Here is an 18,661-nt window from a genome sequence, read left to right as displayed (position 1 = left end):
AACGAGGTTCCTGGCCCCGTTTTTCGCGCGTGCCGGCACGACGCGGGCGCGACACATCCGCGAGTACATTTCCACGAGACCACGACGAAGGGTGCGGACCAGATGACCGACGAGAAGACCGGACGACGCCGCGTTCTGCTGAAGCTGTCGGGAGAGGCGTTCGGTGCCGGCTCCCTCGGGGTGAACCCCGACGTGATCGGGACCATCGCCAAGGAGATCGCCGTCGCCGCGCGTGAGGTCGAGATCGCGATCGTCGTCGGCGGGGGCAACTTCTTCCGCGGCGCGGAGCTCTCGCAGCGCGGGATGGACCGCGGTCGCGCCGACTACATGGGCATGCTCGGCACGGTGATGAACGCGCTCGCGCTGCAGGACTTCCTCGAGCAGGCCGGCGCCGCCACCCGTGTGCAGTCCGCCATCGCGATGACCCAGGTGGCAGAGCCGTACATCCCGCGGCGCGCCGAGCGGCACCTCGAGAAGGGCCGGGTCGTCATCTTCGGAGCGGGCGCCGGTCTGCCGTACTTCTCCACCGACACGGTCGCGGCGCAGCGTGCGCTCGAGATCAAGGCGGATGAGGTCCTCGTCGCCAAGAACGGTGTCGACGGGGTCTACACCGCCGACCCGAAGAAGGACGCCACGGCCGAGAAGCTGCACCACGTGACCTACCAGGACGCGCTGCTCAAGGGCCTCAAGGTCGTCGACGCCACCGCGTTCTCGCTCTGCATGGACAACGGCATGCCGATGCACGTCTTCGGCATGGAGGGCGAGGGCAACGTCCAGGCCGCGATCCGTGGCGAGCGCATCGGCACCGTCGTCAGCAACTGAGCTCCAGCGCTGACTAGACTCGACGCCAGTACCGAAGGAGAAACACCGTGATCAGTGATGTCCTGACCGAAGCCACCGAGAAGATGGCGAAGGCCGTGGAGGTCGCCAAGGACGACTTCTCGACCGTCCGTACCGGCCGGATCAACGCCGCGCTCTTCCAGAAGATCCCGGTCGACTACTACGGCACCCCGACGCCGCTCGCGCAGCTCGCGTCCCTGCAGACGCCCGAGGCCCGGACGCTCATCGTGACGCCGTACGACAAGTCGGCGCTCAAGGAGATCGAACGCTCCATCGCGACGTTCCCGAACCTCGGCGCCAGCCCGTCGAACGACGGCGAGATCGTCCGCGTGACGATCCCGGAGCTCACCAAGGACCGCCGCAAGGAGTTCGTGAAGCTCGTGCGGACGAAGGGCGAGGACCACAAGGTCGTCATCCGGAACATCCGCCGCAAGGCCAAGGACGACCTCGACGCGCTCAAGGGCGAGATCTCGGACGACGAGATCTCCCGCGGCGACAAGGACCTCGAGGCCCTGACGAAGAAGCACGTCGACCAGATCGACGACGCGCTGAAGAAGAAGGAAGCCGAACTCCTCGAGGTCTGATGCGTCGCTCCGACCAGGGCGATGACCGCCCCACAGCAGAGCACGGGCCCGCGTCGAGCGGGCCCGTGAAGAAGGGGCTCCGCCAGGACTTCGATGCGCGCGCACGAGCGGCGCGCACCGACTTCGAGGCGCAGCTCCGCCAGCGGAAGGCCGACTTCGGCGCGCGCAACGAAGCGCTGACCGCGCGGACCGGGCGCAACCTGCCGGCGGCGATCGGCATCGCGCTCGCGTTCGCGGTCGTGATGCTCGGGACGCTGCTCCTCTGGCCGCCGTCCTTCATGGTCGTCGCCGCCTTCCTGCTCGGCGTGGGCGTGTACGAGCTGACGAGCGCGATGCGGTTCGCCGGGCGCGACGTCCCGAGGATCCCGAGCGTCGCCGTCGCGATCGCGATCGTGCCGGCGGCGTTCCTGGTCGGGCAGGCCGCGGCGCTGTTCACCCTGCTCGGCGGCATCGTCGTGATCAGCGTCTGGCGACTGGTCGAGGTCGCCGTCGCCCGACAGAAGCCCTCGGCTGGCAACGTCGTCCGTGACCTCACGAACGGGTTGTTCGTCCAGGCCTACATCTCACTGCTCGGTGCCTGCGTCGTGCTGCTCTCCGCCCAGCGCGACGGCAACCTCTGGGTGATCGGGTTCATCCTCGTCGTCGTCGCGGTCGACACCGGTGCGTACGCAACCGGGCTGAACCTCGGCAAGCACCCGATGGCGCCCCGCATCAGCCCCAAGAAGACGTGGGAGGGCTTCGCCGGGTCCGTGGCGGCGAGCATCGTCGTCGGCATCCTGGTTGCCCTGTTCATGCTCGGACTGCCCTGGTGGACCGGTGTCCTGCTCGGCGTGCTCATCTCCGGTTCGGCCACGCTCGGCGACCTGACCGAGTCGATGATCAAGCGCGACCTCGGCATCAAGGACATCTCGTCGTTCCTGCCCGGACACGGTGGGCTGCTCGACCGCATCGACAGCATCCTGCCGTCGGCCGCGGTCGCCTACGTGCTGTACCTGATCGTCAACCACTGACCTTCGTCGCCCCGGGCTGAACGCGGCACTCAGCGCGTCCAGGTTGTGCCACGGGTCGGGACTGGCAGAATGACGCCGTGGCCACCACCTTCCCGACCGCAGCCCGTTCCGCCCTCGGTTACGACGTCGACGAAGTCGAGCGTTTCCTCGAGGACGCCCGGCGCGCGTACTCCGCTGACGACAGCGCCCCCGGCATCGAGGCCGCCAAGATCCGCGCCACGGCGTTCTCGATGCGTAAGGGCGGCTACTCCACCTCGCACGTCGACGCCGCCCTCGAGCGGCTCGAGGACGCCTTCGCTGCCCGTGAGCGAGAGCGGGAGATGAGCGAGGTCGGCAAGAAGGCCTGGTACGCCGAGGCGCGCACGAAGGCCTCCGACGTCGTTGCTCGGCTCGAGCGGCCCGACGGCCAGCGGTTCAGCCGGGTCAGTGTGCTCGGCACCGGCTACCACCCGAAGGACGTCGACGCGTTCGCCGCCCGACTCGCCGGGTACTTCCGCGAGGGCAAGCCGCTCAGCCTCACCGAGGTTCGTTCGATCGTGTTCCGCCCGAAGCACGGCGGCTACCGAGAGGCGCAGGTCGACGCACTGCTGGACGCCGTCGTCGAAGTGATGCTCGCTGTCCGGTGACGACGCGCTGTCCCCAGGTGCTTCGCTTTCCGTGATCGTTCCGTTACTCTGGACCTACTCATGGGCAGGCACACGGCAGACTCAAGCTCCGACCGCGATACCCGCGAGCACCTCGGCCTCCAGGCTGCCGGTGAGCGCCGCGCGGCAATGCAGCGAACCCGCACGACGGAGACGTCGGCGTTCGGGGTGACCCAGCAGGCAGAGCCGGCGACGACGGGTCCGGTCGCCACGCCGAAGTCGGTGGCGGCGAACCGCGTCTCCGACGAGCGCGTGGCGTCCTTCGCCCACGATGCTCTGGTCGACGCCGACCAGCGTCCCGCGAAGCAGCGCACCGCGACGGTGCAGCGCCGTGCGACCGCGAAGCTCGTCAAGCCCGCCCGTGCCTCGTCGGTGAACACCGTGGCCCGCAAGCGCGCGACCGCCCCGATGATGTCCTTCGTCGGTGTGTTCCTGTTCGTCGGCGGCTCGCTGTTCAACCCCCTGCAGGCCGACGTGGCACAGGCCGCCGTCGACACCCCGGTGCTCGTGAAGACGCCGCCGGCGCCGCAGCAGTACACCGCGCACGGCACCTACGCGGTGGCCGCCGCCGACCGTGACGGCTACGACGTCACCGTCCCGGCCCCGAAGGTCGTCAAGCCCGTCGTCGAAGCGAACGAGGCGGACGCCGAGACCGCCGACGACGCCACGGACGCCGCGGCAACCCAGACCGAGCCGGTCTCGGCCGCCAACACGCTCGCCGCCACGGCTGCGACCCCTGACCCGGGCAGCGCGCAGGCGATCGCCCTGCAGCAGGTCACGGCTCGTGGCTGGGGGACCGACCAGTACAACTGCCTGGTCTCGCTGTGGAACAAGGAGTCCGGCTGGCGGGTGAACGCCTACAACCCCAGCGGTGCGTACGGCATCCCGCAGGCCCTCCCGGGCAGCAAGATGGCCACGGCCGGTGCCGACTGGCAGACCAACCCGGCGACGCAGATCACCTGGGGTCTCAACTACATCGCCGGCGTCTACGGCACCCCCTGTGGCGCCTGGGGTCACAGCCAGGCCAACAACTGGTACTGATCGGCTGCTCGGGTGCCGCGCAGCAACCGACCGCGGCGTCCCCGTGGTCGTGACGTCGAGCCTGACGAGGAGACCACCCTCGACCGGCTGATGAGCTCGTGGAAACGTACCGAGGTCCGCCACGGTCGCGAGTACCAGGTCCAGCCGATCTCGGCCGCGTCGGCGCAGAAGGAGTACATCTGCCCGGGCTGCGGCGGATCCGTCGTGCCCGGCACCGCCCACGTGGTGGTCTGGCGCGCGGACGGTGTGCTCGGTGACGCCGCCGACCTGGCGTCGCGCCGGCACTGGCACAACCACTGCTGGAGCATCGCATGACCGAGCACGACGTGACGCACGACACCGAGATCCGATCCGCCACCGTGCTGCCGGCCCGTCGCACCGATGTCGAGCTCGTCACGGACGACCACCTCACGCTCGTCGGTGAACTCGCCGAGCCGGCCGACACCCCGGCCCGCGGCACCATCGTCACGCTCCACCCCCTGCCGACCGCGCACGGGTTCATGGACTCGCACGTGCTCAAGAAGGCCGCCGCACGGTTGCCCGCCCTCGCCGACATCGCGGTGCTGCGGTTCAACTTCCGGTCCGTCACGTCTCCGCGCGGCACGTCCGAGGGCGTCTTCGGCGAGGGCGTGTCCGAGGGCTTCGACCTGCGAGCCGCCGTCACCGAGGTCGTCGACCGTGGGCTGCCGACGCCGTGGCTGGTCGGCTGGTCCTTCGGCACCGAGGTCATCCTCAAGCACGCGCTCGAACACGTCGAGGCCGGCACCGTCGCCGGGGTCGTGCTGCTGTCCCCGTCGCTGCACCGCACCTCGGACGAGGAACTCGCCCGCTGGGCTGCCGTCGACGTCCCGGTCGTGGCGCTCGTCCCGGAGCACGACGACTTCCTGCAGCCCGACGCGGCGGCTGCGCGGTTCGCCGTCAGCCCGAACGTCCGGGTCGTGCCCGTCGCGGGTGCGAAGCACCTGTGGGTGGGGGAGCGGTACGTCCGGATCGTCCTCGACGCGATCGCCGACCTCGTCGTCCCGGGCACCGCGCCGCTGCCGACCCACTGGCCGGTCTGAGCGACGGTCACAGCGCGCCCTGGGGCCCGTCACGCGCGTCAGCCGGGACGGCCTGGAGGCGCGGTCGCGCCTCCGGGCCGTGGACCGTCAGCGGTCGGTCGCGTCCACGTCGTCGTCCTCGGCCGAAGCGGTCGCTGCGGCTGGTGCCGTGCCGAGCAGGCCCGTGGCGTTCGTGAGGACCCCGCGGAGGTTCTCGAGGTAACCCGCGACGGCTTCGCGTTCGGTACGGATCGCCGCCAGCCGGTCCTCGGCCTCGGCGATGATGCCAGCGGTGCGCTCCTCGGCATCGGCGACCATCCGGTGCACCCGGTCCTGCGCGTCGCTGACGATCGTGCGAGCGTGTTCCTGCGCCTCGGCCGTGCTGGTGCGCTCGAGGTCGTCGGCCTCCTGCTGCAGGCGCTCGGCGCGCTCGCGGGCTTCGGTCGCGCGGCGCGTGGCCTCGGCGAGCTGCAGGTTCGCCTCGTCCAGGTACTTCTGCGTCTCCGTCACGGTCTCGTGGTGCTTCCGGAGGTAGTCCTGCTCGGCGTCGTCGCGACGGGCCGCGAGTTCCGACTCGAGTGTCGTGCGGGCTTCGTCGCGCTCGCGGGCGATCTCGGCACGGACCTCGTCGCGCTCCTTCACCAGGGCAGCGCGGGCGGTGTCGATCTCCTGCCGCAGGGCGGTGCGTTCGGCCTCGAGCACCCCGAGCTCGGCGGCGCGACGGTCGGCGATCTCGGTGTCGACCTCGGCGTGCTCGCGTTCCCGGCGAGCGGCGATGGCGGTCTCGTGCTCGCGGACGGCACGCTCGGCTGCCGCGTCGGCCTCCTCGCGCTCCTGCGCGATCCGAGCGTCGTGCTCCTCGAGCTCACGGGCGATCCGGTCGGCGGTCTCCTGCACCAGGCGCGCGTTCTCGACGCGCGTCTGCTCCTCGTCGACGCGCAGCTGCGCGCGGGCCGCCTCGATCTCCTGTTCGAGGGCGGTGCGGGCTGCGGCGAGTTCGCGGTCCCACTGGGCGCGGGCGGCCGAGAGATCCTCGTCCAGCTCGCGGCGGCGGTCGGCGACCTCACTGTCGAGCTCGGCGCGACGGCGTGCGGCCTCGGACTCGAGTTCGGCACGACCGGTCTCGAGCGCCAGCGCATGTGCCTGCTGCTCCTCGTCACGCTCACGGTGCCAGGCGGCGCGACCCTCGGTGACCTCGCGCTCGAGGGCATCGCGCCGGGTCGTCTCCTCGCGGTCGAGGTCCTCGGTGCGGCGGGCGTGGTCGGCCTCGAAGACCGAACGTCGGTGCTCGGTCTCGCGGTCGAGCTCGGCCGCGGCGGTGCGGGCGTCCGCGGACTCGCGCTGGGCGATCTCGCGCAGCTCGGCGACCTCGTGCTCGACCTGGGCGCGCAGTGCGTTCGTCTCGCGGATGGCGACGGAGCGGACCTCGGCGGCCTCGGTCACGGCGGCACCGCGGATCGCGGCCGCTTCGTTGCGGGCGTCCTGCGTGAGCAGACCGGCCTCGGCGCGGGCGCGCTCGACGGTGTCGGCCGCCTCGGCACGAGCGCGGGTCAGTTCGTTGGTGGCACGGGTGCGCGCGTCGTCGAGGGTGTCGCGTGCTTCTTCCTGTGCTTCACGGACGGTGCGCTCGGCCTCGGCGCGGCTCGACGCACGAAGGCGCTGAGCGTCGATGTCGGCCTGGCTGATGAGCCGGGTCGACTGCTCCTCGGCGACGCGCAGGGTGGACTCGAGGCGGGTGCCCAGCCCGCTGTACGTGGGGGTGCCGGCTTCGTCCAGCTCGCCCTGCAGCTCGGACACGCGGGCCTGCAGGAGACGGATCTCCTTCGCGGCGTCGGCGCGGTCGTTGTTCGACTTGATGAGCTCACGGCGCAGGTCGTTCAGCGAACGCTCCACCTCGTCGCGGCGGTACCCGCGCAGCTCGGTCCCGAACTCGGCCTCGTCGTTCGCCACGTGTCGCTCCTGGGTGGTCGGCGGAGGGCTCGGATCGGCCCGCGGTCGATTGTAGTGGCGGCCGGAGCGGGTCGTCTGAGTCCGGCGACAGCGCGGATTGATGCACTGTCCAGCGTTGCTCGCTATCCTGAGTCGCTGATTCGCGCGCCGACATCCCCACCCCGGCGCGGTAGGGAGAGAGTTCGTGCGATTCGTCCTGGCGATCGTCAGTTTCGTCATCGGTCTGCTGCTCGTGGCGCTGGCGGTGGGACAGCGGACCGTGTTCGCGCCGCCGTCCTCGCTCGTGGCCGAGAGCTCGACGACCAGTTCCGCCCCGGTGACGGTGATCCCGGGGACCACGCTCAACGCCAACCCCGGCTACCAGCGCATCAACGTGTCCGGCTCCGGCAAGGTCTTCGCGGCGTACGGCAAGACCGCCGACGTCGACGCCTGGATCGGTGACGCCGAGCACAACACGCTCCGCTTCGACGCCGAGAAGGGTTCACTGGTCGGGTCGACCACGGGCAGCGAGACCAGCGTTCCCTCGCCCGAGGGCAGTGACCTCTGGTACCAGGAGTACGACGGTGCCGGACAGTTCACCGTCCGCCTGCCGCAGGACGTCTCGGTCCTGGTCGTCAGCGACGGCGAGGCAGCAGCGCCCAGCGACGTGTCCGTCACCTGGCCGCAGGACACTGCGACGCCGGCGGTCGGTCCGCTGCTCGTGGCCGGCGGCGTGTTCGTCCTCGGAGGCCTCGTGCTGCTCGTCCTCGCCTTCCTGCACCAGCGCCGTGGTCGCGGTCCCCGCCGTCGCAGTGGGGGCAGCCGCCCGCCGCGGGTGCGTGCCTCCCGTCGAGCCGCCGCCGCCGGAGCCCAGGTGCCGCGTCGCGGTCGTCGTGGCACGCGTGCGTTGATCGGCGTGCCGGTGCTGCTCGTCGGTGCCCTGACCCTGGCCGGCTGTTCCTCGGACTACTGGCCGCAGGGTGGTGATCCGTCGCTCGCCACGCCGACCCCGACGGCCACAGCCACGGGGGCTGCGGAGACGACCGAACCGACGGCTGCGACCAAGCAGCAGATCACCCGCATCGTGCAGCGCACGGCGGCCGTCGCCAAGCAGGCCGACGGGGCGCGCGACCGCGACCTGGTGCGGACGCGGTTCTCCGGAGCCGCACTCGACCTGCGGCTGGCCAACTACTCCATCCGCGGCAAGGACTCGGACGTCAAGGCACCGCCGGCGATCTCGGCCGCGCAGGTGTGCGTCGCACTGCCGCAGCAGACCGACACCTGGCCGCGCACGGTCTTCACGATCGTCGCCGAGGACTGCGACGCCAAGTCGGCGCCGCAGGCGCTGACCCTGGTGCAGGACACCGCCCGCGATCCGTACAAGGTGGCGTACGACGTCTCGCTCGAGGCCGACGCGAAGATCCCGAGCCTCGCCCCGACGACGATCGGTGCCGCACTGCTCGCGCCGGAGTCGAAGCTCCTGACGATCCAGCCCGACCAGGTCGCGTCCGCCTACGGCGACATCCTGTCGAAGGACACCGCCAGCGAGTACGCCGACCTGTTCGCGACCGAGGGTGATGCGCTCCGCACCACCATCGGCAAGGCGTACAAGGACAAGAAGGCCAAGGCGCTGCCGGACACGGCGAAGATCGAGTACTCGTCCGAGGTCCCCGCCGACTCCGCCGTCGCCATCGCGACCGACGACGCCGGGGCACTGGTCTCCGCCGACCTCGACGAGATCGAGAAGGTGACCCCGACCGCGTCGGGCGCCGAGGTGAACACCGAGGGCGCCGTGAAGGCACTGTCCGGTGTGGACACGAGCAAGAAGGGCATCAGCGCGACCTACAGCGTCCAGCTGCTCTTCTACGTGCCGCCGGTCGCCTCGGATGGCAAAGTGGTTCTGCTCGGGTTCACACAGGGCCTGACCGCAGCGAGTGAGGTGCAATGAGCAACATCCCCCCGACCCCGTCCGGGCTCCGCGGAGCCGTGGACCTGTCGTCCCTCGTCGACCGTGCACAGCGGGCGCCCCAGCCGTCCGGTGCTCCGGCCCCGGCGGGTCCCGGCGGCGCTGCGGTACCCGGCACCGAGGCCGGCGCCGTGAACGGTGCCGACCTGACCGTCCCGTCGCTCGTGATCGACGTCACCGACGCGACGTTCCAGGACGTCCTGGAGCTGTCGAACGTCGTCCCGGTCATCGTGGACATCTGGGCCGAGTGGTGCGGGCCGTGCAAGCAGCTCTCGCCGATCCTCGAGCAGCTCACCGCGGAGTACGACGGCCGCGTGGTGCTCGCCAAGGTGGACGCCGACACGAACCCCCAGCTCGTGCAGGCGTTCCAGGCGCAGTCGATCCCGACCGTCGCAGCCGTCATCGGCGGACGCCCGCTCGGGCTCTTCGTCGGGGCACTGCCCGAGGCGCAGGTCCGAGACGTCTACGAGCAGGTGCTCCAGGCCGCTGAGCAGAACGGCGTGTCCGGTCGCGTCACCGTCGACGGCGCAGCGGCTCCCGCCGACGCCGAGCAGGGCGAGCCGGAGCCGGAGCCGCTCCCGCCGCACCACCAGGCCGCGTACGACGCGATCGAGCGGGGCGACTACGCCACCGCGATCGAGGAGTACAAGACCGCCATCCTGCAGGACCCGCACGACCAGATGGCGGTGGCCGGGCTCGCGCAGGTGTCGCTGCTCGACCGACTGAACGGCCGGACGGCCGACGAGATCCGCGCGGCCGCTGCCGCCGGCCCGCAGGACGTCCAGGCACAGCTCGCGGTCGCCGACCTCGACATCTCGGGCGGACACGTCGACGATGCCTTCGGGCGCCTGCTCGACCTCGTGCCGACGGTGTTCGGCGGCGATCGTGAGGCCCTGCGCGTCCGGCTCGTCGAGTACTTCGAGCTCATCGGCAGCGAGGACCCGCGCGTCGTCGCGGCGCGTCGCCGCCTGGCGAACGCCCTGTACTAGCCCCGAACGAGACAGACGGGAGGCCCGGTGCCAGCTGGCACCGGGCCTCCCGTCCGTCTGTCGGTCGCGTCGCGGACGCTGGCCGGGCTACTGGGCCAGCTTCAGCCAGACGGCACCGAGCGGCGGCACCACGAGGTGCGCCGAGGCCGGGCGGCCCGCCCACGGGGTGTCCTCTGCGGTCACGACGCCGAGGTTGCCGACTCCGGATCCGCCGTACTCGGCTGCGTCGGTGTTGAGCACCTCGTGCCACTGGCCTGCCGTCGGCAGCCCGAAGCGACGCTCCACCGGCACGCCGGAGAAGTTCACGAACACCGCGACCCGGTCGTCGCCGTCCTTCCGCAGGAACCCGAGTGTCGAGTGCGGTGCGTCGCCGCCCTCGAGCCACTCGAAGCCGTCGGCCGTCGAGTCGTGCGTCCAGAGCGCAGGGGAGTCCTTGTACACGCGGTTGAGCTCCGCGACGAGGTCCTGCACGCCGCGGTGGCCGGGCTGGTCGAGGAGCCACCAGTCGAGGCCCTTCGCCTCGGACCACTCGGCGGGCTGGGCGAACTCCTGGCCCATGAACAGCAGCTGCTTGCCGGGGTGCGCCCACATGAACGCCAGGTACGCGCGGACGTTCGCGAGCTTCTGCCACTCGTCGCCGGGCATCTTGCCGTACAGGGACCCCTTGCCGTGCACGACCTCGTCGTGGCTGATCGGCAGGGTGAACTGCTCGCTGAACGCGTAGACGAACGAGAACGTGATCTCGTCGTGGTGGTAGCTGCGGTACGCCGGGTCGCGCTGCACGTACTCGAGTGAGTCGTGCATCCAACCCATGTTCCACTTCTGCCCGAAACCGAGCCCACCGGCGCTCGTCGGCTGGGTCACGCCCGGCCACGAGGTGCTCTCCTCCGCGATCATCACGATGCCGGGGTAGCGCTTGTACGCCGTCGCGTTCGTCTCCTGCAGGAACGCGATCGCGTCGAGGTTCTCGCGGCCGCCGTGGATGTTCGGCAGCCAGTCGGTACGGGAGTAGTCGAGGTACAGCATCGAGGCCACCGCGTCGACGCGCAGGCCGTCGATGTGGAACTCCTCGAGCCAGTACAGCGCGTTCGCGACCAGGAAGTTGCGCACCTGCGGCTGCCCGAAGTCGAACACGTAGGTGCCCCAGTCGAGCTGCTCGCCGCGGCGGGGGTCCGGGTGCTCGAACAGCGCGTAGCCGTCGAAGCGACCGAGCGCCCACTCGTCCTTCGGGAAGTGCCCGGGGACCCAGTCCATGATCACGCCGATGCCGGCGGAGTGCAGGCGGTCGATCAGGTAGCGCAGGTCGTCGGGCGAACCGAAGCGTGCGGTCGGCGCGTAGTACCCGGTGACCTGGTAGCCCCACGAGCCGCCGAACGGGTGCTCGGCGAGCGGCAGGAACTCCACGTGGGTGAAGCCGGTGTACTCCATGTGCCCGATGAGCTGGTCGGCGACCTCGCGGTACGACAGCCCGGGACGCCACGAGCCGAGGTGCACCTCGTAGACGCTCATCGGGGCGTCGTGCGTGGTGGTCTGGGCGCGGCGCTCCATCCACGCGGCGTCGCCCTCGGACCAGGTGTACGTCGACTCGGTGACGACGGAGGCCGTCGCCGGCGCGATCTCGGCCTCGCGGGCGAACGGGTCGGCCCGCTCCACCCAGCCGGAGTCGGTGAGGATCTGGAACTTGTAGCGCTGCCCGACGACGGCGCCGGGCCAGAACAGCTCCCAGACGCCGAGGTCGCTCAGACGGCGCATCGCGGTGGTGCGGCCTTCCCAGCCCTCGAAGTCGCCGATCACGCGGACGGCGGTGGCGCGGGGCGCCCAGACCGCGAACGCGACACCGTCGACACCGTCGACCGTGCGGGCGTGTGCGCCGAGGTGGTGCCAGAGCTGCTCGTCACGGCCCTCGCCGAACAGGTGCAGGTCGAGCTCGCCGAGCGTCGGGGCGAACCGGTACGCGTCGTCGGTGGTCCAGGTGGCGTCGTCCTCGTCCGTGGACTCGTCGTAGTCGTACTCCGACTCGACGCGGTAGCGGCCGAGCGAGTCGGCGGTGGCACCGGCCCAGAGCCCGTCGCCCTCGTGCGTGAGCTCGATGTCGTCGCCGTCGGGGCGCACGATCCGCACCGCGCGGGCCAGGTGTCGGACGACGCGGACGCTGGTGCCGCCGTCGACCGGGTGCGGGCCGAGTACGTCGTGCGGCTGCGACCAGCGTCCCTCGGCCACCTGCAGACGCAGCCAGTCCTCGATCGGAGCCGGACGCGGATCCGTGGCCGTACCGGCAGCGGCCGGAGCCGAGGCGTCAGCCGGAGCCGGCGCCGACACGTCAGCCGGAGCCGGCGCCGAAGCAGCAGCGGTGGGGGCGACGGGCGCGTCGACGGAGGCCGGGCGGACCACGGGTGCAGCGCCTCCGGCCGGGGCCGTCGGGGCGTCCGACGATGCCGCGGCTGCCACGGACGGCTGCCGCGGGTGCGTCGGGTCGGCGGGGTGCCCTGCGAGCGTGGCGGACTCCGCCACGCCGCGGTCGGGCGCCTCGCGCTGCGCCGGCGGAGCGCCGGGCAGGTCCTCGTCCGGCGCGGACACCTTCGGTTCGTACCGCGGCACGGCCGGCGGCGGAGGCGGCACCGGCGGGACGGCCGGTCCGCGCTTCGTGGGGTCGGTCGGTTCGGGGGTCATCGGTGGGGTCCTTCCACGACGAGCAGGTGCACGGGCTCCTGGAACGCGTCCAGGCGGACGTAGTTCGACGCGCCCCAGGTCCACCGCTGGCCGGTCACGACGTCGCGGACGTCGAACAGGCCTTCGGTCGGCAGACCGAGTGCGGCGAGGTCCAGGTGCACGGTGGTCTCACGGGCGGAGTGCGGGTCGACGTTGGCGACCACGATCACGGTGTCGGGGCGTCCTGACCGGATGAACTCGCCGGACAGGTGCTTCGAGTAGACGACGATCGCCGGGTCCTCGGCGGCGTGCACGTGCAGGTTCCGCAGCTGTCGCAGCGCCGGGTGCGCCTGCCGGAACCGGTTGAGCATCGTGACGTACGGCGCCAGGGATGCCCCCTCGGCCTCGGCCAGGGCGAAGTCCCGCGGCTTGTACTCGTACTTCTCGTTGTCGATGTTCTCTTCCGAGCCCGGTCGGGCGACGTCCTCGAAGAGTTCGTACCCGGCGTACATGCCCCACGTCGGGGCACCGGTGGCGGCCAGCGCCGCACGCACCTTGTAGCCGGCACGGCCGCCGAACTGCAGGTACTCGGTGAGGATGTCGGGCGTGTTCACGAAGAGGTTCGGGCGCAGGTAGTCGCTCGTCTCGTGGGAGAGCTCGGTGAAGTAGTCCTCGATCTCGTCCTTGGTGTTGCGCCAGGTGAAGTACGAGTACGACTGCTGGAACCCGGCCTCGGCGAGCGCTCGCATCATCGCCGGGCGGGTGAACGCCTCGGCGAGGAACACGGTGTCGGGGTGCTCGTCACGGATCTCGCGGATGACGCGTTCCCAGAACCAGAGCGGCTTGGTGTGCGGGTTGTCGACCCGGAAGATGCGGATGCCGAAGGCGATCCAGTGGCGCAGGACGCGCTCGACCTCGGTGACCAGGCCCTCGGGGTCGGTGTCGAACTGGATCGGGTAGATGTCCTGGTACCGCTTCGGCGGGTTCTCGGCGGTCGCGATCGAGCCGTCGGCGCGCCGTGTGAACCACTCCGGGTGCTCGGTGACCCAGGGGTGGTCGGGGGAGCACTGCAGCGCGAAGTCGAGCGCGACTTCCATGCCGGTGTTCTTCGCCGTCTCGACGAAGTCGCGGAAGTCGTCCTCGGTGCCGAGGTCGGGGTGGATCGCGTCGTGCCCGCCCTCGGGCGAGCCGATCGCCCAGGGGCTGCCGGGGTCGTTCGGGCCGGGTGTGAGCGTGTTGTTCGGCCCCTTGCGGGCGGTGGTGCCGATGGGGTGGATCGGCGGCAGGTAGATGACGTCGAAGCCCATCCGGGCGACGGCGGGCAGGCGGCGGGCCGCGGTGCGGAAGTCGCCGCTCTTCCAGGAGCCGTCGGGGTTCTTCTTCGCGCCTTCTGAGCGGGGGAAGAACTCGTACCAGGCACCGACGCCGGCGCGGGTGCGTTCGACGTCCAGCAGCTGGGTGGGTGAGTGGGTCCGGAGCGAGGTGAGCGGGGCTTCCTCGACCTCGGCGACGATGCGCGGGTCGTCGACGGCGGCCAGGCGTTCGGCCGGGTCGAGATCGGTGTCACGGACGCGTGCGGCGGCCCGGGTGGCGGCGGGGGAGTCGGTCTCCTCGGCCAGCCGGTCGAGCAGCACGGCGCCGTCGAGCAGGGTCGCCTCGGTGTCGACGCCGGCGGCGATCTTCAGGCGTGCGCCGTGGAGCCAGCTCGCCCAGTCGTCGGAGTACGACTCGACGTGCCAGGTCCAGACGCCGACGTGGTCGACCTGCACGGTCGCCTCGTAGCGGTCGGTACCGGGGGCGCCGAGGGTCATGGGGACGGTGCGGGTTCCACCGTCTGGGCGTTCGAGGACGAGGTCGGCGCCGATGATGCCGTGTCCTTCTCGGAAGACGGTTGCACCGAACGTGATCACCTCGCCGTCGAATGCCTTGCCGGGGAAGCCGTTCGGCGTCCTCGGGGCGAGCTCGGTGATCGGGATGCGCCCGATCTTCGGGCGGCGGGGTCGGTCTGCGGTGGCCACGGAAGCGACGCTACCCGGCGAGCGGCTCCGCGTTCCCCGGAATCGGCCCGCTGCGGACTGCCGGGCGCGCCGTGGAGCCTGTGGAGGACCGGACGCCGGGCCCGTGGCGGAGCCGCCACGGGCCTGGCGTCCCGCGGTCGGTCGCGACGCCGGGCCGCACCCGACTGCTCGGCGCTACGCCACCTCGAACAGGTGGATGCCGGGGCCGTAGGCGGTGAAGACCTGCCCGGCAGGTCGGAGGCGCTCGTGGTCGCGGTGCTTCTCGCTCGACCAGGCCAGCCGGTACCCGAGGACGTCCTCGCGCACCGGCAGGGTCAGGTCGCGGGTGCGGCCGCTGCCGTGCACCACCACCAGGACGCGGTCGAAGGGCTCGTGTTCGGGCGTCGACTCGACGAAGTACTGCAGGGCGCGGTGCACCGGCTGGTCCCAGCCCTCGATCGTCATCGGGTGCCCGTCCGGGCCGTACCAGGACATCCGCGAGGCCCCGGGGGTCTCCTGCCCCTCGACGCCGAAGCGCGTGGGCCGGAGCGCGGGGTGCGCCTGCCGGAACCGGGCCAGCGCGGCCACGGCCTCGGTCATCGTCTCGGCGTCCTCGTCGTCGGACCAGTCGACGGGGGTCAGGTCGTCGGACACCACGTAGGCGTTGTTGTTGCCGTGCTGGGTGCGGCTCCGCTCGTCGCCGGCGGTGAGCATCGGCACGCCGGCGGACAGCATCAGCGTCGCCAGCAGGTTCCGCATGGAACGGCCGCGGGCGGCACGGACTCCGCGGTCGGCGGTGTCGCCTTCGATGCCGTGGTTGAACGAGCGGTTGTCGTTCGAGCCGTCGCGGTTGTCCTCGCCGTTGGCCTCGTTGTGCTTGCCGTCGTACGACACCAGGTCGAGCAGGGTGAAGCCGTCGTGCGCGGTGACGAAGTTGACGCTCGCCAGCGGCCCGCGGTCGGCACCGAACACATGCCGTGAACCGGTGAGTGCTCCGGCGAGCGCGCCGATCCCGGTCTGGGGCATGCCGGTGCGACGCTCCTCGGCGATGTCGGTGAGCCAGAACTGGCGGACCGTGTTGCGGAAGCCGTCGTTCCACTCGGCCGTCCGTCCACCGGCAGCGCCGAAGGCCCCGGTCTTCCAGCCGTCCGGGCCGACGTCCCACGGCTCGGCGATCACCAGGGTGTCCTGCAGGTCGGGGTGGTTCCGGATGCGCTCGAGCAGTGGGTGCGACGGGTCGAACCGGTGCTCGCCGTCGCGGGCCAGGGCCGCCATCAGGTCGAAGCGGAACCCGTCGACCTGAACCTCGCGCGCCCAGTACACCAGGCTGTCGACGACGAGGTCGGCCGTCGCCTCGACCGAGGTGTCGAGCGTGTTCCCGCAGCCGGTGGTGTCGTAGTAGGTGTCCCGACGGGGCGGGTCGGTCTGCGCCCAGCGGTACCGGTTCGCGCCGTCGATGCCGCGCAGGCTCGTCGTCGGACCGCCCAGTCCTTCTTCTGCGGTGTGGTTGTAGACCACGTCGAGGACGACCTGGATGCCGGCCTCGTGCAGCAGCCGGACCATGCCCTTGAACTCGCGCAGGACGGCGTCGGCGCCCTCCTGCTGAGCGGGTGCCGAGGCGTGGGCGGCGTGCGGGGCGAAGAACCCGAGCGTGTTGTAGCCCCAGGCATTCTGGCGGCCGGCGTCGCGGAGCCACCGCTCGGTGTCGAACGCCTGCACGGGCAGCAGCTCGAGCGTCGTGACGCCGATGCGGTGCAGGTGCGCGATCGTGCTCTCGTGGGCGACCCCGGCGTACGTGCCGCGCAGGTGCTCCGGCAGGTGCGGGTTCGCAGCCGTCAGGGTGCGGACGTTCGCCTCGTAGACGACGGCGCGGTCGACCGGGACCTGTGGCTTCACGACGCCGCCCCAGTCGAAGGCGTCGTCGACGACCACGCTGGTCCAGCGGGGGCCGGACGCTTCGTCGTCGCCGGTCGGCAGGATGCCGCGCGCGTACGGGTCGAGCAGCGGACGCGTCGGGTCGAACTCGTGCCGCGGTCCGACCGGTCCGTCGACCAGCAGGTGGTACCGGTCGCCGGGGACGACCCCGGGGACCTCGCCGGTCCACACGTCGGTGTCCGGCACCCGCTCGAGCGGGTACCGCGTCGGTCGGGCGTCGGTGCGGTCGGCTCCGTCCGCGCTGTCTGCGCTCGTCACGACCAGGACGACGCCCGTCGCCGTCGCGGACCGCAGGGTGAACCGGGGGACGGTCCCGGCCAGGGAGAACCCCGGCGTGAGGTCGATCGCTGTCTCGTGCACGCGACAAGGGTACGAGGACCGGCGCGTATCCTGGACACTGCTCGATCCAGGGGGTGCATTTGTCGGTCTACCTCGACCACGCCGCGACGACGCCGATCCTGCCGGAGGCGCTCGCCGCCTTCACCGATGCCCTGGGCACCGTCGGCAACCCGTCGTCCATCCACAGCGCCGGTCAGCGCGCCAAGATGCTGCTCGAGGACGGCCGCGCCGCCGTCGCCCGCTCGCTCGACGCCGACCCGGTGGAGGTCGTGTTCACCTCCGGCGGCACCGAGAGCATCAACCTCGCCGTCAAGGGCCTCTTCTGGGCACGCCAACGCGACCGCGCACGCCCCCGCATCGTGGTCCCCGGCGGCGAGCACCATGCCACCGTCGACACCCTGACCTGGCTGGAGACGCACGAGGGCGCCGTCATCGACGTGGTCCCGTTGGACGCGCAGGGTCGCGTCGACCTCGCCGGACTGGAGGCGCGACTCGCCGACGCCTCGGACGTCGCCCTGGTCACGTTCCTGTGGGCGAACAACGAGGTGGGCACCATCCAGCCCGTGTCACGGATCGTCGAGGCCGCGCACGCCGCCGGCGTGCCCGTGCACAGCGACGCGGTCGCCGCCTACGGGCAGGTACCGGTGTCGTTCGCCGCGTCCGGCCTCGACGCACTCAGCGTCTCCGCACACAAGGTCGGCGGGCCCGTCGGCATCGGTGCGCTGGTGCTCGGACGGAAGGCCACCGTCGAGCCCCTCATCCACGGTGGTGGGCAGCAGCGGCAGGTGCGGAGCGGCACGCAGGACGCCCCGGCGGCTGCGGCCTTCGGTGTGGCGGCCGGCGCGGTCGTCGCCGAGCCGATGCCGCACCCGTCGCTCGTGGCCCTGCGGGACCGCCTGGTCGCCGGGGTGCGTGCGGCCGTGCCGTCAGCGGTGCCGATGGGGGACCCGGTCGACCGCCTGCCGGGCAACGCGCACTTCACGTTCCCCGGGTGCGAGGGTGACTCGCTCCTGTTCCTGCTCGACGCAGCCGGGGTCGCCGTGTCGACCGGGTCGGCGTGCCAGGCCGGCGTGCCCGAGGCGTCGCACGTGCTGCTCGCGATGGGACTGTCGGAGCAGGACGCCCGTGGTGCGCTCCGGATCACGCTCGGGCACACGACGACCGATGCCGACGTCGACGCGTTCCTGGCAGCGCTGCCGGATGCGGTCGCACGGGCCGGTGCCGCGGGGATGGCATCGAGGGAGCCGCTGCTCGGGCGGTAGCGGTTGACTCCGGGCATGCTTCGCTCGTCCGCCGTGTGGGTCGTCTTCGCCCTGCTCGGCATCGTGTTCTTCGGGGTCTCGGTCGCGCTGTTCGCCCAGCCGGGATCCCGGCCCTTCGGGTTCGTCACCCTCGTCTGCGCGGTCGTCGTCCTCGTCGGTGCCTGGGTGGGACACCGGCGATCTCGGCTGCGACGTTCGAAGCGAAGCTCGCACGTGCGCGCCAGTAGCTTGATCTCGTGACCACTCCGAGACCAGAGGGCAGCGCCGACCTGGTGGGCCTGCTCGTCGGTGCTCCGTTCGCGCTCATCGGGATCGTGCTGCTCGTGTCCGCAGGAAGCACACCGACTGCCGTCCTCGGGGCCGCGGTGCTGGTCTCCGGCACGATGCTGGTGTCCACCGCTCTGCTCATCCGAGGGCTGCGCCGGGAGCGCTGACC

At 71.4% G+C, this 18,661-nt stretch carries 16 protein-coding genes; 12 read left to right on the top strand and 4 right to left on the bottom strand.

All coding sequences use genetic code 11. The features are described 5' to 3' along the window. Nucleotides 1-102 precede the first annotated feature (102 nt). From pyrH to DEJ17_RS09625, 7 genes are all read left to right on the top strand, one after another. Nucleotides 103-822: a UMP kinase gene (pyrH, locus tag DEJ17_RS09655; protein WP_110859085.1), complete on the top strand. Its 720-nt coding sequence runs from the start codon at nt 103-105 to the stop codon at nt 820-822. Nucleotides 823-869: 47 nt separating this feature from the next. Further along, nucleotides 870-1,424: a ribosome recycling factor gene (gene frr / locus DEJ17_RS09650; protein ID WP_110893390.1), complete on the top strand. Its 555-nt coding sequence runs from the start codon at nt 870-872 to the stop codon at nt 1,422-1,424. 65 nt (nt 1,425-1,489) lie between these two features. Beyond that, complete coding sequence (locus tag DEJ17_RS09645) at nt 1,490-2,434, top strand: phosphatidate cytidylyltransferase (RefSeq protein ID WP_110893475.1); 945 nt, start codon at nt 1,490-1,492, stop codon at nt 2,432-2,434. 77 nt (nt 2,435-2,511) lie between these two features. Continuing rightward, the gene (locus tag DEJ17_RS09640) at nt 2,512-3,060 is read left to right on the top strand and encodes a DivIVA domain-containing protein (protein WP_071406375.1); all 549 of its coding nucleotides are present in this window, start codon (nt 2,512-2,514) and stop codon (nt 3,058-3,060) included. Nucleotides 3,061-3,246: 186 nt separating this feature from the next. Then, nucleotides 3,247-4,119, top strand: a complete 873-nt coding sequence (locus DEJ17_RS18050) for a lytic transglycosylase domain-containing protein (protein WP_258366744.1) — start codon at nt 3,247-3,249, stop codon at nt 4,117-4,119. 12 nt (nt 4,120-4,131) lie between these two features. Beyond that, entirely contained in the window at nt 4,132-4,434 is a 303-nt protein-coding gene (locus DEJ17_RS09630; RefSeq protein WP_110893389.1) for a hypothetical protein, read from the top strand. Beyond that, entirely contained in the window at nt 4,431-5,180 is a 750-nt protein-coding gene (locus DEJ17_RS09625; protein ID WP_110893387.1) for an alpha/beta hydrolase, read from the top strand. The genes DEJ17_RS09630 and DEJ17_RS09625 overlap by 4 nt, the downstream gene beginning before the upstream one ends. Before the next feature lie 87 nt (nt 5,181-5,267). On the opposite strand, the gene DEJ17_RS09620 is transcribed toward DEJ17_RS09625, so the two are convergent. After that, a complete protein-coding gene (locus DEJ17_RS09620) occupies nt 5,268-7,109 on the bottom strand; it encodes a hypothetical protein (protein WP_110893386.1) in 1,842 nt (613 codons plus the stop codon). Between the two features lie 184 nt (nt 7,110-7,293). On the opposite strand from DEJ17_RS09620, the gene DEJ17_RS09615 reads away from it, so the two are divergent. Continuing rightward, complete coding sequence (locus tag DEJ17_RS09615; RefSeq protein WP_110893384.1) at nt 7,294-9,036, top strand: hypothetical protein; 1,743 nt, start codon at nt 7,294-7,296, stop codon at nt 9,034-9,036. Beyond that, nucleotides 9,033-10,043 carry a tetratricopeptide repeat protein gene (locus DEJ17_RS09610; RefSeq protein ID WP_110893378.1) on the top strand — a complete coding sequence of 337 codons (1,011 nt, stop codon included), beginning with the start codon at nt 9,033-9,035 and terminating at the stop codon, nt 10,041-10,043. Before DEJ17_RS09615 ends, DEJ17_RS09610 begins: the two co-directional genes overlap by 4 nt. A gap of 87 nt (nt 10,044-10,130) precedes the next feature. On the opposite strand, the gene glgB is transcribed toward DEJ17_RS09610, so the two are convergent. The 3 genes from glgB to DEJ17_RS09595 all read right to left on the bottom strand — a co-directional run bounded on the left by glgB (nt 10,131) and on the right by DEJ17_RS09595 (nt 16,984). Further along, a complete protein-coding gene (gene glgB / locus DEJ17_RS09605; protein ID WP_110893376.1) occupies nt 10,131-12,713 on the bottom strand; it encodes a 1,4-alpha-glucan branching protein GlgB in 2,583 nt (860 codons plus the stop codon). Further along, entirely contained in the window at nt 12,710-14,710 is a 2,001-nt protein-coding gene (locus tag DEJ17_RS09600) for an alpha-1,4-glucan--maltose-1-phosphate maltosyltransferase (protein WP_181421125.1), read from the bottom strand. The genes glgB and DEJ17_RS09600 overlap by 4 nt, the downstream gene beginning before the upstream one ends. A 174-nt stretch (nt 14,711-14,884) precedes the next feature. Next, nucleotides 14,885-16,984, bottom strand: a complete 2,100-nt coding sequence (locus tag DEJ17_RS09595) for a glycogen-debranching protein (protein WP_110893374.1) — start codon at nt 16,982-16,984, stop codon at nt 14,885-14,887. Between the two features lie 59 nt (nt 16,985-17,043). Here DEJ17_RS09595 and DEJ17_RS09590 point away from each other — a divergent pair, with 59 nt between their 5' ends. Genes DEJ17_RS09590 through DEJ17_RS17540 form a run of 3 tightly spaced genes read left to right on the top strand, consistent with a single transcriptional unit; the run spans nt 17,044 to nt 18,659 of the window. Continuing rightward, nucleotides 17,044-18,225, top strand: a complete 1,182-nt coding sequence (locus tag DEJ17_RS09590) for a cysteine desulfurase family protein (RefSeq protein ID WP_110893372.1) — start codon at nt 17,044-17,046, stop codon at nt 18,223-18,225. 15 nt (nt 18,226-18,240) lie between these two features. Further along, entirely contained in the window at nt 18,241-18,465 is a 225-nt protein-coding gene (locus DEJ17_RS09585; protein ID WP_110893370.1) for a hypothetical protein, read from the top strand. Then, nucleotides 18,462-18,659: a hypothetical protein gene (locus DEJ17_RS17540; RefSeq protein WP_146239680.1), complete on the top strand. Its 198-nt coding sequence runs from the start codon at nt 18,462-18,464 to the stop codon at nt 18,657-18,659. The genes DEJ17_RS09585 and DEJ17_RS17540 overlap by 4 nt, the downstream gene beginning before the upstream one ends. Nucleotides 18,660-18,661 lie beyond the last annotated feature (2 nt).

Source organism: Curtobacterium sp. MCSS17_011, from assembly GCF_003224275.1.
Classification (GTDB): Bacteria; Actinomycetota; Actinomycetes; order Actinomycetales; family Microbacteriaceae; genus Curtobacterium.
Note: the sequence above shows the minus strand (reverse complement) of the source record. Positions and strands in the feature narration are given on the sequence as shown.